Consider the following 17,786-nt stretch of genomic DNA (forward strand, 5'->3'; position numbering starts at 1 on the left):
ACCCCAAACATTTAGGAAAAGAAGTGGATTTTGGGGGACTCCACCCCTAAGGAGTTCAGATTAAGCCGCTGCTTTTCTACCGACTTTAGCGCGGTCACGCATACCAAGAACAATGGTGAGAACAAATGCGGTCAAGAACGCGATCACCATACCCGCGATGTAGTACCCAATCTTCTCTGGCGTAATGGAAATGATGCCTGGAAGACCAGCTGCGCCCAATGCCTGAGCTTTCACATTAAACATTGTGATGAACGCACTTGATAACGCCGCAGCGCAAACTGCCGCAATAAATGGGTAACGTAGTTTTAAGTTAACACCAAACATAGCCGGTTCTGTAATACCCAGCAAACCCGTAACACCCGATGGAATCGCGATACCTTTCATCTTCTTATCTTTGCTCATCACGCCCACCGCCAACGCTGCCGCTCCTTGAGAAACGTTAGACATCGCCGCAATAGGAAAGATAAAGGTGCCGCCCGTCGTCGCAATATCCGCAAGAAGTTGAGTTTCAATCGCAATGAAGCTGTGATGCATACCAGTAATAACAAACGGAGCATAAATAAGACCAAATACCGCACCACCAACAAAGCCAGCTGTGTTGTATAGCCAGTTCAGACCATCACCTAATAGGAAACCGATATCACGCGTGAACGGACCGACGACAGTAAACGTTAGCAAACCCGCTATGAAAATCGCCAGTAATGGCGTTAAAAGGTTGTCTAAAACAGAAGGTATGACTTTACGTAAGCCTAGCTCAACCTTCGCAAGAATGAATGCCGATACCAAAACCGGTAACACCGAACCCTGGTAACCCACTTTTTGGATTTCAAAGCCAAGAATATTCCAAACCGGAATGTTGCCAGACACAGATGCGCCGCCGAATCCCCAACCATTCAGCAAGTCAGGGTGAACCATCAACATACCTAGCGCCGCCCCTAAATAAGGGTTACCGCCAAACTTCTTACTGGCTGAAAATGCCAGCAGAATAGGCAGGTAAACAAACGGCGCGTTCGCAAACGTGTTGATCATGTTCGCCAAGTCTGTCAGTCCTGGGTTGGCATCAATCAAAGATTTGCCATCAATGAACAAGCCTTGAGCAGTCAATAGGTTATAGATACCCATCAACAAACCACCAGCGACGATTGCGGGAATGATTGGGACGAAAATATCAGACAGCCCTTTCACCGCGCGCTGAACAATGTTTTGTTTCTCTGCGCCAGCAGACGCAACGTCGTTGGTGGACATTTCACTCATACCCGTCAACTTCGCCATTTCTGCATAAACTTGGTTTACGATGCCTGATCCAAAAATGATTTGGTACTGACCCGCAACTTTGAACTGCCCTTTTACCCCTTCAAGGTTATCAATCGCTTGTTCATCTATTTTTTGCTCATCTGCAACGGCAAGGCGTAAGCGTGTCGCACAATGCGCAAGTGCGGTGATGTTGCTTTTACCACCTAATAGAGTTAACAACTCTTTTGCTACTGCCGGATAATTCATTTCATACCCCATTGGATTATTATCTGAGCTTGCGAAATTTTCGGGAACGTTTGCAAAACAGATTTTTGCTCAATAAAACCAAATGATCAAAGATAAAGCAGAGAGAATGTGAGAATGATCGTCAAATTCTCTCCCTAAGAGCAGTATAGGAGGTTAGAATCGCTACTTATCAAAGAGCTTTTCATCTTCTCTTTGCAAACAATCCCAAAAAACGAAAAACAGAATGGATAGGAACAATGGCGAGTCTGCATGATGTCGCCCGTCTGGCTGGCGTATCAAAATCAACAGTGTCACGGGTTATAAACGATGAGTATGGCGTAAAAGAAGCGACAAAACAGAAGGTCCGCCAAGCAGTAGCGGAGTGTGGCTATTTGCCGAACCAAGTCGCTAAAGATCTAAAATCTCAAAAGACCAATCTGGTTGGTGTCATTGTTCCTCGGGTTTCCTCTCATGCCACATCCCAAGGTGTCGATGGATTAACCGATGTCCTTGAAAAAGCCGGGAAACATGTCTTACTTGCTAGCACTCACCAAGCCCACGAAAAAGAACTGGAGTACATTCAGATCTTTAACCAAAAACGGGTTGAAGGGATCATTCTTTACGCCACCCACCTCGATTCCAAACTGGTAAAAGCAATTCAAAACTCAGCCGTTCCAGTTGTGCTCGTCGGTCAAGATGGTTCCATGTTTAATATTCCAAGCATCATTCATGATGACGCACGAGTAGGGTTTGAAGCGGGAAATAGACTGGTTGCAAAAGGTTGCCAAACCATGGGTTTTATTGGTGTGCAAGGTGACGATATCGCGGTAGATAAGCAACGCTCTGAAGGATTTGTTCAAGCGCTACAGCATCATGGTTTTGAGATCGCCTTCCATGCTCGTGGTGACTTTACCATCGATTCTGGCTATTCATTGGCAAAACAACACTTAACAAAGAACCCTAAGCTAGATGGCTTGTTCTGTGCGACAGACCGTATTGCTATCGGTGCGATGAGAGCGATTCAAGAGCTCGGGTTAACACCGGGTAAAGACGTTTTAGTTCTAGGAGTTGGTGATGATGAGCTCGCATCAGTGTGCACCCCAACCTTATCAACATTTAACTATGCATTTGATAAAGCGGGTGAAAATGGTGCGAAACTGCTACTAGATAGAATTGCCAACAGAAGTTTTGAAATGAGTAAGATGGTACTAACATTCAAAACAATTGAGCGTCAGTCCTGTTAATGAAAAAGCGCCAACTGAAATCAGTTGGCGCTTTTCTTATTACTCTTTGTCGGTTAGATCCCTTTAGAACCAAGTTTCCATTTGCAGTGCAAACAGAACTTCACCACCATCACCCATCGTTGCAGCACCCGCATCCTGGCTAATCGAGTAGCCATTCAAGTCTTCGCTCCAATCAACGTAGCTAACTGCAAAACGTAGCTCCGGACGGTCAAAGAAACCTGCAGCGGTAGACATCTTAAGCGTTGGTGCAATTGTCGCTTTGTAAAAACTGCCACTTGCTTTATCAATCGCATTGTCTAGGTCCATGTATTGGTATGAGCCTTCATAAACCATCTCAAAGTTCTGCGTAAACTCTTGCGCTAAGCGGATGTTGAACGATGCCCACGTAAATTCATCATTTTTAGCAAAGCGATCTTGGCTGTGTTCTGCTAGCAACGCAGGTGCTACACGCCAGTTGTCGCCGATGCGTGTTACACCATAGCTGAACAAGCGTACGGCTTTTGCGTCTTCTAACAAATCTCCGTTTGAACCGATGCCTTTAAGTTCCGCACCCAGTCCATCACCCATCAAAATACCGGTTTTAGAGAAGCCTTCACTCATGCCAAAGAAGTTATCGCCATGGTAAGCAAACATCGCATGTAAACCTTTGTCCGCTCCGCCTTCTACGCGATCATTGTTATCAGCAGACGTCATGCCGCTCAGCATCAATTGCCAATTACCGAAGCGGTTGTTCATTGTCGCGATATAGTTTTCAACATCTGTTGACGAGCTATCAATCTCACCAAAATCACGACCATAGATCGAGAAGTTTGCTTTCCACGAATCGCTCATTTGGACGTCATACACACCAGCACCAGTACCAGATAAGAAAACAATATCCGAGTCAAAGAAGTGAATGTCAAAGTTATCACGGTCAAATCGTTTACCAGCCCAAAACGTCGCGTCAGCAAAAGCTCTTGATTCAGAGAACATACTCAACTTGTTTAGCTCAGCATATATCTGACGAACGTTTAATTGACTCTCGCTCGCCGTCCATTCGTTATTGGTTTCCGTACTATCTGCCAACATGATTCGGAACAATGCGCTGGAACCATCATCTGCAAAACGTTTGTGAATAAGGTTTGCTTCCACATAATGATCATCCTCTACCCCTAATCGCCCAACTGGAGCGCCAATAGCACCAGCTGCCGTCATGTAAGGACCAGTACCCACTGCACCATTCAGATCGTCATTAATCAGTAGCCCGGAACGAGCGTAGCCATGAAACTCAAAGCTTGAGGCTTTCTCATTTGCTTCTGTGGATGCTTTTTCTGTCTGCTCAAGTCTCTGTTCTAATTCATTAATTCGCTTTTCAAGAGCGTCAACATCTGTTGCTGCGAATGCAGGTGCAGTAACCATTCCAAGCGCTACTGCCATCGTCAAAGTGTGTAGTTTCATTTCCATAGTCTCACGTAAATTTATACTTAGGCATATTGCAAACGTTCCCAAGGAAAAATCGCAAACTTATGGTGACTTTAAATGTCCATCTAAAGCTTGAATTTCAGAGCGCTCGTACTCAGAGCGTCTCTACTACTTATATCAATGAGGGCGATAATATATAAACTTTTCGGGAACGTTACCTTTAAGAGGCCATTTTGTTACTTCTATCACGTTCAATTGTGTTACTTACAGAAAAATCATTAACCAGCGCACATTTGAATTAATTGTTAGCGCTAGAGGAAGTAGTTTGAAGGTGACAGGCTACAAAGAAGGGGTTTAGTGTTCATTTGAGAGAATAGTGCTCACTCGCTTCCCTATGCTACTTGATGGTAACTCATCTCTATTTGTTGATGAAAAGTAGCAGCTAAGGTTGAACGTAACTAAGAGCGAAGCGGATCTCGATACCTCATTTCAAACAACTTGAAAGGCTGTTAAGACGAGATAAACGACCTTCATTTTCTGTGAAGAGCGCTTTGTTGTTCTAATTCAAGCTAACGAAACACTTTTTTGGACAGAAGTACGTTAGAATACATACCCTAAAGTAGTCATAGATTTATTCAACCACTGCCTGAAAATGGGCCAGCCGCTCCCATTAATCAGAATGATAAAATGCCCAATAGAGATACATGAAAAAGCCAACTGTAATCACAGTTGGCTCAGTATTTCCCCTTGAACTTTTAAGCCTTATATTGACTAGAGCGTTAGTTCGGAAAGTGTTTATTTAAGAAGTCCAAAACATGAGTAACGTACTTCTCGGTATCAAAGACAGGTGCACTGTGTCCTACACCTTCTTCAATGAAAAGTTGGTTGGTAACTCCATGCTCATCAAGCTTAGCCTTAAGTATCTCACTTTGAGATAGAGGCACTCGCTTATCCAAGGTGCCGTGTAACTGTATATATGGTGGAGTATTTTCATTCACATAACTCGTCGTTGATGCTTTCTTGGCAAGCTTTGGAATATTGTTTGGAATATCTCCTAAGAAACGAGATACAGACGATTTTTTGCTGGTTTTCTTGCCACCTTTATTACTTAACTCAAGTAAATCGGTAGGGCCAAAAAAGCTCACTACGGCTGAGACCTTGTACTTTGGTGGCTCATAGAAATCTACTTGGTTGTATGCCGAGTTAGTCGCACCAATAAAGCCAGCGAGGTGCCCGCCAGCAGAGCGTCCCATTATCACAACATTGTCCGCTTTAATACCGAGCTTTTCAGCATTGTCGTACAAATAGTTCAGTGCATCATTAATGTCTTGTACTGGTTGAGGAAAGATCGCTTCTCCACTTAAACGATAATCAACTGAAGCTAGCGCATAACCTTCATTCAACACAGACTGAAGTAATAATGGGTTCTTTTCTGGGATGGCGTCTTTGCTCCCACGTTTCCATGCACCACCATGTACCCAGACTAATAACGGGTACTGAGTATTTGATTCAACCGAAGGAGTATAAAGATCGAGTTTAATCTCTCTTTCACCTACAGTTTTGAACAAGATATCCTTCTCTACATTGAACTCCCCAGCCAAACAGACAAAGGGCATAAGTAGCAGAGAGGTCATCGCAGACTTAATTTTCGTATTCATTGTTTTGTTATTCGCTTAAAAAAGTAAGTAGATTAGAAAGTCGCTTCAGCAGCTAACCAGTAGCGTCGGCCATCTTCAATGTAGCCAAACTCTTCCTCTGTGATTTGCTCATCGAACAAGTTATAAACCGCTGCCATTAACTTCACATTCTTAGTTACACGCCAGTTCACACCGAGATCCACGTAAGTAATAGAAGGTGCCAACGTTCTTGTGCTATCACTAGTGATGTTGTTTTTCTCTTTGCCTTGATAGTTCATGCGGGCCCATGAAGCAACATCATCACGCACTGCCCAATCACCATTAAGTGAGAAGATATGTTCAGGTGCTTGTACAAGAGGCAAGCCATCATCATCGTCATTAGTGTTCTTTTCACTACGAGTATACGAGTAGGTTGCACTTAGTGTAATTGACTCTGTAATACCCTTAGATACGGAACTTTCTGCACCATAGCTGTTCGCATCATCAATGTTGACGTAAGTGCGGTCGCAACTTCTGCTATCAGTACACGTCGGATCGACAAACTCACTTTCGATCTTGTCTTTGAAGTCGCTGTAAAACAAAGTAATGTTTGCAGAAAGGTCTCGCTCATTAACGTAATACAGTCCCATCTCTGTATTGATGGAGGTTTCTGCTGTTAAGTCTGGATTACCGTAAATAGAACAACGCCCTCTACAGCTCTCTTGAACCCACTCTTCGTCCATTTGTGTCAAACTAGGTGCTCGATAACCCGTAGACACACCACCTTTTAGCGTCCAACTAGGGTCAATAGACCAGACCCCGTAAGCTCTTGGGCTAAATTGCCCGTCAAAGATCTCATTGTCGTCGTAACGTAAACCAAGGGTGAGAGCGAATGTATCCGTGAGATACCACTCGTCCTCAGCAAATACTGCCCATTGCTTGTTTTTAGAGGTCAATGACAGTTTATTATCAGTCAGATCCTTTTGCTCGAAAGATGCGCCCAGTGTTAAGTAGTGAGCATTAAGAGGCAGACCCCATTGCGTATTAATTTGACTATTCTCGACTTCTTTATCTGCACCGATATTTTTTACTGTTTCATTACTGATAAATGAAGAACTTGTACCCCAAGAGTAGTTTCCGTCGTGGCTAAAACCAATAGATTGGCGTTCATATTCTCGTACTGCAACTTGAGACTCTCGCTCCACTGATTTACCTAGAGTGGTCTCTCGCTCTTGGTTATGATTGGTGAACTCCAGAGTAAAAGTGTCATCCGAGGTAGGTGTGAGGTACAAAGAAGCTCGATAGTTGTCGAGTGTCTTACCTGCATAACCACCTTCAATTTCATCTTCTTTTCTTTCCTGATACAGTCCAGTCAAAGAAGTACTCAACAGACCATCAATGACAGGGCCAGCAAGGTAAAGCTGCCCTTGATAGCTATTTCCAGATTTTGAATTTTCTTGAAGCGTCGTTTCTGCACGCAAGCTTCCGTGCCACTCTTGATAATTTTTACGCGTAATAATATTAATCACACCCCCCAAAGCATCAGACCCATAAAGGGTTGACATAGGGCCACGTACAACTTCAATACGTTCAATTGCACTCAACGGGGGAAGCCAGTCTTGTTCAGTAAACGTACTACCATTAGTTTGAGTTTCTCGACCAGACTGCTTCCTGCCATCAACAAGAATGGCCGTATATTGAGCAGGCATACCTCGAATTGAGATATCTTGGCCATCACCACCTCCTGTAACGGTTACCCCAGGTATATCACTTAAAGCATCAGTCAAATCTTTATATGAGCGATTTTCAAGTTGCTCTCGGGTGAGAACACTTATTGTTGCTGGCGCTTCTGTGACATTCTGTTCGTAACCAGAGGCTGTAACCACTACGGTTTCCATTGCTGTTGTATTGATACCAGTCTCAGGTAACTGGTCATTTGCAACAACGACCATAGGTACAGTAATACAAGCAGAAACAACTGATGTAGAAAATAGAGAGTATGTGAAAAGAGGCTTCATATTGAATAGGCTTAAAATGTAATTGCATTTAATAATTATTATCAATTAAACCTGATTATCATAATCACTGACAAGTTAATCACTATCGAGAAAAGAGAATATCACTATCCAATATACGAATAGTTAACCACGAATTACCCGATATAAGCATTTAAGCTAAAGTATCGGTTCCAACATAGAGCTGTTTAAAGATCTCTCGTACCCATTCACACATAGGATCATCGTTAAAGCGTTTGTGCCAATATAGGAAGACTTCTTGAAAGTCCAACTGTAGCTCGGCAGGTACTTCTCGAACGATCAAGCGAGGGTCTTGACAAGCTGCCTCTGCAAAAGGTGTCGGTAGATGAAATATAATCTCAGTCTCCGCAGCGATACTTGGAGCAGAACTAAAGTTATTCAGTTGCACTGGCGCTGATAAACGCTTTTTTTTGTTCGCTAACCCTAGCTCTTGGTATTTATGCTCAAACGACAATCGCTTCTCACCCTGCAAAGAGACTTGTCCAAAGTCAAATTCGGCCAAACGCTCTGGAGTTAGCTCTAAATCGGCCAGTGGATGATAGCGGCTCATAAGCAAACGGAAAGTACGCTTAGCAACAACCATTCGATAGATATTTTGCTCAGAGCTTGGCGGTTGATGAGAGGAAAGTGCGAAATGAACATCTCCAGCCACCAACGCATCAAAATGACGTTTTGGTGCTGAGTCCAAACTGACCTTAAGGTTTGGAGCCTCTTGCCGAATCTTAGCGATAACCTTAGGCATTAAGGTATTAATCTGAGGAAGAAGGCCGTAAACCTTAACGGTGCTTGATACAGTGCTCGGATCAAACGAGTCTCTATGGGCAAGTTTTTCTAAACTGGTAATCACATTATTGATGTCTTGCCTTACTGACTCTGCTTTTGGAGTCAGTTCATAGCCGTATTTCTTGCGCACCAGTAATTCGTCATTAAAGAAAACTCTCATTTTTTGCAGTGCTCGACTTACCGCAGACTGGCTCATATTTAAAGCCATAGCGGTGTTAGATACATGCTTCTCTTCGAGCAAGTGCTTTAAAACAAAGAGCAAATTCAGATCAATTTGAGATAAGTTCACGTCAATACCACCCATCAAGCTTCCAGTAGGTGGTATAGTACATAAATCTCTAGAGTTTGTGGTAAGTGTTTTCGATACTACAAGGCACTATTGAAACACAAGTCTGGTAGCAGGACAGTTTCCGTGCTAACACGAAAAGGGGCAAAAGTGTGTTTCAGTTCTTAAATGGGGAAGTGTTTTCCTCATATACCTCAACCAATACAGCTAGCCTTTCAAGTTTACAAATTAGTCTTATATTTGCTTTATCGAAAGGCATTGAGGTTACTTACCTTGGCGAGATTTTTTAAAGTACTCAATACTGTGTTGTATACGACATTCAACACTTGTACTGTTTCCCTAACGCCAGAGCTATTCATTGACATATCAACAGTTTTTTCTTTTACATCTGGCTTGCGGGCTTCGTAAACGTAATCGAGTTAAAGCTCTTTCGACACTCGATACATCTGGAGCGAGGAGAGCCAGAATGCCCTTTTCCATGTTCACGAACGGGCTCTGTTTTATTACAGAAACGATATTGAACTTGGATAGTAACCATGAGTTAAAAACATCAGAAATCAGGTGGCTATATTAACATCTATCAACCGATTTGAGTTATGACCAATAAAAGGATAGTTAGGTTTTTATTGCGTAAATTATCGGTAAGATGAAGTCATATAACAGGCAATATGTCAGGTGTGTAGAATTATTCTATTTTAGGGATTTTGCTCTAAGTATAAATGAATCTTTGCATTTCAATTTCAATAAAGCTTGGTTATTGATCATGTTTCTGAGTATGCGAATTATTACCAGTTATGCATATGATTGCTCATTGTCTAGTTTGACTTGTGTAACGTCACTTCAGCACGCACTACGCTGATTGTCTGTGTTTTCGTGTTGACAGTTTGGTACTAGGTAAAAATCAACAAGACTATGATTTCAAGGAACATTTTATGTTAAAGAAACTACTAAGTTGTTGTATCACCTCCGCGCTCTGTTTTCATTCTTCTCTCGCTTTTTCGCAACCCAATGAGATTGCGGACAGTACAGAGTTACAACAAGCTCCCGACACATTGCCTGCCACTTTGATGCTTGCACCGGACGACATCGCCATTGCAGATCGCTATATTGTGGTATTTCAACAGCCGCAAATGATGGTGAGCAATTCAACGGAATTCGAGCAATTCACGCAACAATCCGTAGACCGCATGTCTGGTTTGTATTCGATACAAGTGGAGTCGGTTTTTGACCACTCGATAAGTGGATTTGTCGCTAACTTGAGTCCTGAGCAACTAAAAGATCTGCGTTCTGATCCTCGTGTGGACTACATTGAGCAAGACAGAATCCTATCGCTTGACCCAATAGTCTCGGCAGACGCAAATCAAACCAATGCCATTTGGGGACTAGACCGAATCGACCAACGAAACTTGCCACTCGATAACAACTACAGTGCCAACTTTGATGGGACTGGGGTAACGGCTTATGTCATCGATACTGGTGTGAATAACGCGCATGTTGAGTTCGGTGGTCGCTCAGTTTCAGGGTATGACTTTGTCGATAACGATGCAGATGCAAGTGACTGTAATGGACACGGCACACACGTAGCTGGCACCATTGGCGGCAGCTTGTATGGTGTTGCGAAAAACGTCAACCTTGTCGGCGTGAGAGTATTGAGCTGTACCGGATCGGGTTCTACTTCTGGTGTTATTGCCGGTGTGGACTGGGTGGCTGCGAACGCTTCCGGACCTTCAGTCGCCAACATGAGTTTAGGCGGCGGTCAATCCGTCGCTCTGGATAGTGCGGTGCAAAGTGCGGTTCAGTCAGGTGTCAGCTTTATGCTAGCAGCAGGTAACTCCAACGCCGATGCGTGTAACTATTCTCCAGCACGCGTTGCTTCCGGAGTAACTGTCGGCTCGACCACCAGCACGGACGCACGTTCGAGCTTTTCAAACTGGGGCAGTTGTGTGGATGTATTTGCGCCAGGTTCACAAATCAAATCTGCATGGTATGACGGTAGCTACAAAACCATTAGTGGCACTTCGATGGCGACGCCACATGTGGCGGGTGTAGCAGCATTGTATCTTCAAGAAAACCGTTCACTGTCTCCAAGCCAAGTAGAGTCCTTGCTCGTTAGCCGCGCAACTAGCGGAAAAGTGACGGACACAAGAGGCAGCGTGAACAAGCTACTTTATAGCTTAACGGATGCAGATTGTGGCCAAGACTGCGGTGGCCCAGATCCAACACCGGACCCAGAAGGCAAATTAACCTCGGGCGTGCCAGTAAATGGTTTAAGTGGTTCAACTGGTCAAGTAGCGTATTACTATGTTGATGTAGAAGCTGGGCAGCGCTTAACCGTACAAATGTATGGTGGCAGTGGCGATGCGGATTTGTATCTCCGTTTTGGAGCAAAACCAGCACTGAATGCATGGGACTGCCGACCTTTCAAATACGGTAACAATGAAACATGTACGGTCAGTGCGACGCAAAGTGGACGTTATCACGTCATGATTCAAGGTTACTCAAACTATAGCGGTGTCAGCATTCAAGCGAGCTACTAGTTATTCTTCTCTTTTAGTAAAGAGAACAAAGCCCGCTTTTCGGTGGGCTTTTCTTTTGGGAATACGGTGCTTTAGGGAATGCAGTGTTTAAGAGGAGACGCTATTCAAACGTATTGGCCTTTTGCTTCAAAAACTCAACTCGAAGCGGCATCGAAGCTTTCTATTAGTTAGTAGTACTCGCATAAGTCGGGTTCCTCAAACAAAAATGCCCTTCATATAAGTAAAGGGCGTTTGGTATTTGACGTTTTGATTAGCGAGCTATAACACCAGCCCACCGTCAATCTTGAGCACTTGGCCTGTGATGTAGGCGCTCTTGTCTGAGGTTAGGAAAGAGACGCCATTGGCAATATCTTGAACTGAGCCCATGCGCCCTAATGGGGTTTTGCCTTCCATCATTTGAATGACTTTATCTGGCAGGTTCTTGGTCATGTCGGTGGCGATAAAGCCTGGCGCGACACAGTTGACGCGTATCTGTGCACCCTTTCTTGAAAGTTCTTTCGCCCAGCCTTTGCTCATTGAGATGACGCCGCCTTTACTTGCGCCGTAGTTGCTCTGGCCGATATTACCATCCGTTCCCACTATAGAAGAAATGCTGACAATACTACCTGCACCCTGCTCTAGCATGACAGGAGCAACGCGCTGGGTGAGTAAGAACACCGCTTTTAGGTTCACGTCGATCACGCTGTCCCAATCTTGCTCTAACATGTCTGGCAACAGTGCATCTCGAGTGATGCCCGCGTTGTTAACCAGAGCATCGATTCTTCCGTGCTGCTCTACAACACTTTCTACTACTTCACTGACGGCTTTGGCATCACACAAGTTGACTTGATAACTGCTTAGCTGCGCCGACTGGCTCCATTCCACGGGCGATACATCTAGCCCGATTACGTGGAATCCATCCTCCAGTAATTGTTCACAAATCGCTTGGCCAATACCACGAGCCGCACCAGTGACTACTGCTACTTTTTCCGGTTTCATCTTGGTCTTCCTTAAATGTTGAGATTACAAATTCGCTTGTATCCCTAGCGTTTTTGTTTTTATGCCTAATCGCGTTACAGCTGCGCTTCTCATACGCAGGGTCTTTTATATCTTATAAAAACTATAGAAACAGTCTGGGAGTCGGATGTGAACTAATCAAGGCAACTTGATGACTATGGCAAGATCAACGTAAGAAAGTGTGTTGGAAGGCGCAAAGTTACACGATTGGAGGACTTGGATAGAAAAGTATTGGTCTGATTAATCAAATACTACTTCATCAGACCAATATTACTTGTCTCTTAATCTCTTACAAAAGCTGGTTTTGTTATTTTCACCAGAAAAGGCTGAAGCAAGAGATTAAACAACATGCCAGCAATAAACAGGGTGATCACAATACTCGCACCACTCGGTAAGTCATAGCGAGCCGATGCGGCAATACCCGATAAGATCCCAACAATACCAATGCTGATACTGGCGACAAAGAATCGAGTTCCCTTCAATGCTGCCGCACATAAAGCTGGAATCACCAACAAAGCAAATTCTAAATAAATGCCGGTTAACTTGACCGTAATGGGCATCAGAATAGCAAAGATCAGATAAAAACCACTACCGCGCATAAACGCAGGTTTTAACCAAACTAATAGCAACATCGCAGCGGTAATGAGTGCCAAAGGCCAAACGTCTGCCCAAGTCGCCCATAACAGTTGCCCATTAAGAATGCCTTGAATAAAGTCTCCGCCGTGTGGGTCTTTGCTCACCAGCAGGATCGCCAGCGATGCAGACACGACAAACAAGCTGCCGATCATGGGCTCTAAATGCTGCTGGTATCGTTTCTCCATTAAGGCGATCAAACCGCAAAGCATCAAAGACATCACCCAAGGGCCAATCATTTCGCCAAAGAATGAGCCTGAGAACAGCGCGTATTGGCTCAACCAGTAGTGGCTTAGTGCTGCCCCCAATGCCGCGACTTGCGCCACCGCCAAATCTATAAAGATGATCTGACGATTAAGAACTTGTTGCCCCAGAACGATGTTGCCAACTAACGCAATTAAACCACACAAAACCGCAGGTAAAAGCCATGCATAATCCGCCATGGCTTAGATCTTCACAGGAACGGGCGGCACTAACACATCCAGTAAATCATCAATGACCTGATCGTACATCTCATCCAAGCTTTCACCCTCAGAAACGGTCAATGGCAGTTGAATCACAGGTTTGTCAGTATGATCTTGCAACCAGTTCGCTGGACGCTGATCCTGATGAGAGGAGTAAACAATCGCATCAAAACTGTCAGCATCTAACTTGGTAAGTGATTGCAGGTGAGATGTGGTCGGTGAAATGCCCGGTTTAGGTTCGAGATCGGCAATCTGCTTCATTCCGAGCCAATCGTACAAATAACGATACGTCGCGTGATAACCGACAACTTGCTTACCCTTTAAAGCAGCCCCTTTCTCATTCCATTCTTTAAGCTTTTTACGCCAATGAGCACGAAACTTCATACCATTCACTTGGTAACTTTGTGCGTTGTCGGGATCAATCGCTTTTAGGCGATCCGTGACTTTACGAGATAATGGAATCATGTCATTTGCCGCAAATTGAACATGTGGGTTACCGTGAGCGTGTATATCTCCCATGCTACGGTCAACGTGAGCATGAGTATCTAACATGCGCACGAAGTCCGTCGCGTAGATCATGCTCGGCGCACCATTTTGCACCGCCGCATTGCTGCTACGAACTTGCAGCATAGGTAACCACCCAACCTCTAGTTCTGCGCCCGAACACATTGCCATGTCCGCTTGGCGCATCTTCGCAATCAAAGAAGGACGAGCTTGTACGTAATGTGGGTCTTGCTTAGCCGTTGTCGCTGAATAAATACTGGCATCTGGCGCGTGGCTTTCAAGAAAGGCTTTCCATTCTGGCTCACAAACGAAAATGTTTAGAGCCGAAGCAGGCGAAGCAATGATGGCAGCTCCTGCCGCCATCATCACCAAACTGCATTTATTCAATGTCAGCTTAGAACGCATGAGCACCGTGCGCTCCAAATGTCATCACATATTGCAGAGTGAACACGTTGTCTGTCTCGCTGTCTTGGTTATCAATGCGAGTGTATTGCGCACGGATAGTACCGAAATGAGAAGAATCCCATGCGATCATCGCATCCATTTCTTTATCATTCAGCTCAGTGAAATGCATGTGGTCGCCGTGTGCATGACCATCGTAGCTTTCTGCTTCGCCGTAACGTAGACCAGCTGACCAGCTTGGGTTGAAGCGATAAACGCCCGCAACATAGTATGCGCTTAGGTTGTCTGGTGACTCTGCATCGTTTTTATATTTGCTATCTACCACACCGTCTAACAGCATGTATTCAGCCGATAGCGTGAAGTTGCTGTATTTGTAATTACCGTCTGGTGCCCATTTCCAAACAAAATCAGCACCGTAAAGGTTCGCACCTGTCACTGCTGCGCCATGATGGTGATCGTGATCATGCTCTTCTTCATGACCGTGGTCGTGATCTTCGAATTCTTTAACCTTACCGTTTTCGTTACGTAGGTAGCTCAGGCCAAACTGCCAGCTTGAAGACTCTGAGAAATCGCTGCCAAGCTTAAGTGTTGTCGTGTAAACGCCAACTTCAGAACCATCTTCAACAGAAGACATCTTGCTGCCGCTTAACGCTTCTACACCCAACTTCACATATAGGTCTGTTGGAAGAACGATGTTTGCGCGCACACCGTCATCGTAGTAATGCGAGCCAAGGAAAGTACGGTAAGCAATTGGACGCTCAACAAAGCTGTCTGTGTGCATGTGTTGGTTGTTCAGGTAACCAAAGTCAGATAGGAATCGGCCAGCGCGCACGTTTACACCATATGGCAATGCCAAAGTTTCGATGAATGCCTCTTCAAGCTCTAATTCTGTATCATCACCATGACTTTCAAGAACCGCGGTCAATGCGCCGTAAAACTTGTCGTCGATATTTGATGAGAAGTTTAATTCCGTATGGCCTAGACCAAAGCCTTCTTCGCGCTCAGAATTATGACGCTGGCCATCTTGGTAGTAGCCATCAACAACAACACTAATCTGTGGGTTCGATAGTGTGTCGGCAAAAACAGGGGATGCAAAAATGCTACCGATCACGAGAGACACCAATTTCTTATTCACTACTTTTTCCTTTTTGTTATGTTATAACATTTAATTTTGCGATGTTATAATATAACAATTCTCATTACACAAGCAGAAATTTAAATTAGGCTCCGATTTCATGTTCGTACTCAATCCATGAATTAGGCTATCAACAAATGAATCAATTGATGTTTTTTAAACGTATACTAATGAGAATTAGTAATTAAATAAGTAACGGAATTTCAATATGTTGAATATGGATTTTTCAAAAAGAATCGTGATAGATACTGCTCAACAGGAATGGATCGCCAGCCCTTCCAAAGATGTGTGGCGCAAACCTTTGGAAAGAGAAGCCAAAGAATCAGGGCACACCACCAGCGTAGTGAAGTATGAGCCAAACTCGCACTTTTCGACTCATCCTCACCCTCAAGGAGAAGAAATATTAGTGCTCGAAGGAGTGTTCTCTGACGAAGATGGTGACTACCCTGCTGGAACCTACTTGCGTAACCCTCCTGGAAGTAAACATGCGCCCTATAGCAAAGAAGGCTGTGTGATTTTAGTTAAACTAAATCAATTCAATTCTGATGATCTTGAAACAGTTCGCATCAACACGAACGAAGCGAATTGGTTACCTGGCATCGGTGGGCTGAAAGTCATGCCATTGCATGATTTTGAGCATGAACATGTCGCATTGGTTAAATGGCCGAAAGGCGAGAAGTTTCAACCACACCGTCACTTTGGTGGTGAAGAAATTTTTGTGTTATCGGGGGAATTTAAAGACGAGCTAGGAACCTATCCTCCCTACTCTTGGGTACGCAGTCCACATATGAGTGAGCATTTTCCTTTTGTAGAGCAAGAAACGATCATTTGGGTAAAAACTGGTCACCTGCCGCTCCAAGCTCCTGCTCAGCACCCCTAATGTTTGCACACTTGGCATCGTCCATTGGAACTAAAATCGGCCCGCTATTTACGAGCCGATGATCATTTCGTCACTAAGAACCCATTATTCGCGAGTGGAGCCAGTCTTTGAGCTCAGCCCGGTTATGTTTTAACACGTTCATTTCGTGATCATCAATCGGGCTTCCTTGAAGTTCTAGTACGCGGATTTCCTTATCTAAAGCATTGTAGTTTTTAACGGTTTCAGCAAATGATGCATCGTTTTCGGTAAGCTGGGTAATGGTATCCAAATGTTCTGGGAATTCATGAGTTAATGAGTGATTTTCACCTAACATAGAGACCTCTTGGCTATTATTTGAGTACAAAATAGTGCCTAATTTTTGAGCACCACATGTATAACCGTAGCATCTAATGAGACGTTAATTCGTCGCACCGTCCACAAAAAGAACAACAAAGTTATTTTCAATTTTTCCTAGAAAGTGTTTTCTTTTTAGTCTCAATAGTCGAATGCAAAAGATGCCACTATGATCGTTCTATAATAACCCTCAACAATGAGAGCGATCATGCGAAAGACAATTCTAGTTACTGGATCTACTGACGGTATTGGTTTAGAAACCGCGAAAATGTTAATTAAGCGTGAACAACACGTAATAATCCATGGCCGGAATATAGAAAAAGTTCAACAAGTTGAGCAAAGTTTGAGGGAGATGAAAAGTGGTAAAGTTGAAAGCCTTGTTGCTGATTTATCCTCTCCCAATGCGGTAAAACAGATAGTGATGGAGATAACAGAACGGTTCAATCATTTAGACGTCATCATTAACAATGCTGGTGTGTACGCAACACCAAATCCAAGAACTAAAGAGGGTCTTGATGTACGCTTCGCAGTCAACACCATTGCTCCCTACTTACTCACTAGAGAGCTATTGCCGTTGCTCGGTGATACGGGTCGTGTGGTTAATTTGTCTTCAGCTGCACAAACAACAGTAAACACTAGCGCTTTACTCGGTAACAAACCATTGTCAGATGGCGAAGCATATGCCCAAAGCAAATTGGCATTAACGATGTGGTCACGAGCAATCGGACTAAAGCTTAAGAACACTGGCCCTATGTTGGTATCAGTAAACCCAAAATCATTCCTAGGTAGTAAGATGGTTAAAGATGCTTATGGGGTTGCTGGTGGTGATATCCGCTTAGGGGCAGATATTCTAACTCGCGCTGCGCTATCAGAAGAGTTTGCCCAAGCGCATGGTATGTACTTCGATAATGACATTGAAGCATTTGCGCCCCCACACCCTGATACATTAGATCAAAGCAAAACACAGCAGATAATTGATAGTATTGAATTAATCCTAAGCAAACCCTATTAATAACAATTAAGAATTATCTTGAGGTTCGTTTTTATTCGGACCTTA

At 44.0% G+C, this 17,786-nt stretch carries 14 protein-coding genes and 1 pseudogene; 4 read left to right on the top strand and 11 right to left on the bottom strand.

Annotated features, from left to right (window positions below; genetic code table 11):
• Positions 1-60: 60 nt before the first annotated feature.
• Positions 61-1,500 carry a sucrose-specific PTS transporter subunit IIBC gene (locus R8N47_RS09175; protein WP_017819848.1) on the bottom strand — a complete coding sequence of 480 codons (1,440 nt, stop codon included), beginning with the start codon at positions 1,498-1,500 and terminating at the stop codon, positions 61-63.
• 236 nt (positions 1,501-1,736) lie between these two features.
• Here R8N47_RS09175 and R8N47_RS09180 point away from each other — a divergent pair, with 236 nt between their 5' ends.
• Positions 1,737-2,723, top strand: coding sequence for a LacI family DNA-binding transcriptional regulator (locus R8N47_RS09180; protein ID WP_064354874.1), 987 nt, complete (start codon positions 1,737-1,739; stop codon positions 2,721-2,723).
• A gap of 63 nt (positions 2,724-2,786) precedes the next feature.
• Here the strand turns inward: R8N47_RS09180 and R8N47_RS09185 are convergent, their stop codons facing one another.
• The 5 genes and pseudogenes from R8N47_RS09185 to R8N47_RS09205 all read right to left on the bottom strand — a co-directional run.
• The gene (locus R8N47_RS09185) at positions 2,787-4,160 is read right to left on the bottom strand and encodes a carbohydrate porin (protein ID WP_031777226.1); all 1,374 of its coding nucleotides are present in this window, start codon (positions 4,158-4,160) and stop codon (positions 2,787-2,789) included.
• 743 nt (positions 4,161-4,903) lie between these two features.
• A complete protein-coding gene (locus R8N47_RS09190; protein ID WP_017819845.1) occupies positions 4,904-5,782 on the bottom strand; it encodes an alpha/beta hydrolase in 879 nt (292 codons plus the stop codon).
• Between the two features lie 32 nt (positions 5,783-5,814).
• A complete protein-coding gene (locus tag R8N47_RS09195) occupies positions 5,815-7,758 on the bottom strand; it encodes a TonB-dependent receptor domain-containing protein (RefSeq protein ID WP_033906196.1) in 1,944 nt (647 codons plus the stop codon).
• A gap of 151 nt (positions 7,759-7,909) precedes the next feature.
• Entirely contained in the window at positions 7,910-8,863 is a 954-nt protein-coding gene (locus R8N47_RS09200) for a LysR family transcriptional regulator (protein WP_017819843.1), read from the bottom strand.
• A 196-nt stretch (positions 8,864-9,059) separates the two neighbouring features.
• Positions 9,060-9,383 (bottom strand): annotated as a pseudogene (locus tag R8N47_RS09205) (IS1-like element transposase); the annotation flags it as partial.
• A gap of 394 nt (positions 9,384-9,777) precedes the next feature.
• On the opposite strand from R8N47_RS09205, the gene R8N47_RS09210 reads away from it, so the two are divergent.
• Positions 9,778-11,382: a S8 family peptidase gene (locus tag R8N47_RS09210; protein ID WP_064354875.1), complete on the top strand. Its 1,605-nt coding sequence runs from the start codon at positions 9,778-9,780 to the stop codon at positions 11,380-11,382.
• A 258-nt stretch (positions 11,383-11,640) separates the two neighbouring features.
• On the opposite strand, the gene fabG is transcribed toward R8N47_RS09210, so the two are convergent.
• From fabG to R8N47_RS09230, 4 genes are all read right to left on the bottom strand, one after another.
• Positions 11,641-12,360 carry a 3-oxoacyl-ACP reductase FabG gene (gene fabG / locus R8N47_RS09215; protein ID WP_064354876.1) on the bottom strand — a complete coding sequence of 240 codons (720 nt, stop codon included), beginning with the start codon at positions 12,358-12,360 and terminating at the stop codon, positions 11,641-11,643.
• A 299-nt stretch (positions 12,361-12,659) separates the two neighbouring features.
• Positions 12,660-13,454 carry a metal ABC transporter permease gene (locus R8N47_RS09220; RefSeq protein WP_005373725.1) on the bottom strand — a complete coding sequence of 265 codons (795 nt, stop codon included), beginning with the start codon at positions 13,452-13,454 and terminating at the stop codon, positions 12,660-12,662.
• A gap of 3 nt (positions 13,455-13,457) precedes the next feature.
• Complete coding sequence (locus R8N47_RS09225) at positions 13,458-14,384, bottom strand: metal ABC transporter solute-binding protein, Zn/Mn family (protein WP_169644445.1); 927 nt, start codon at positions 14,382-14,384, stop codon at positions 13,458-13,460.
• Positions 14,374-15,516 (bottom strand): hypothetical protein, encoded by a 1,143-nt coding sequence (locus tag R8N47_RS09230; RefSeq protein ID WP_064354878.1) that lies wholly within the window; start codon positions 15,514-15,516, stop codon positions 14,374-14,376. Before R8N47_RS09230 ends, R8N47_RS09225 begins: the two co-directional genes overlap by 11 nt.
• 208 nt (positions 15,517-15,724) lie before the next feature.
• Here R8N47_RS09230 and R8N47_RS09235 point away from each other — a divergent pair, with 208 nt between their 5' ends.
• The gene (locus tag R8N47_RS09235; protein WP_064354879.1) at positions 15,725-16,396 is read left to right on the top strand and encodes a cupin domain-containing protein; all 672 of its coding nucleotides are present in this window, start codon (positions 15,725-15,727) and stop codon (positions 16,394-16,396) included.
• A gap of 73 nt (positions 16,397-16,469) precedes the next feature.
• Here the strand turns inward: R8N47_RS09235 and R8N47_RS09240 are convergent, their stop codons facing one another.
• A complete protein-coding gene (locus tag R8N47_RS09240) occupies positions 16,470-16,709 on the bottom strand; it encodes a YdcH family protein (protein ID WP_005373737.1) in 240 nt (79 codons plus the stop codon).
• A 228-nt stretch (positions 16,710-16,937) separates the two neighbouring features.
• On the opposite strand from R8N47_RS09240, the gene R8N47_RS09245 reads away from it, so the two are divergent.
• Positions 16,938-17,741, top strand: a complete 804-nt coding sequence (locus tag R8N47_RS09245; RefSeq protein ID WP_064354880.1) for an SDR family NAD(P)-dependent oxidoreductase — start codon at positions 16,938-16,940, stop codon at positions 17,739-17,741.
• Positions 17,742-17,786 lie beyond the last annotated feature (45 nt).

The organism is Vibrio sp. 2132-1 (assembly GCF_033344315.1).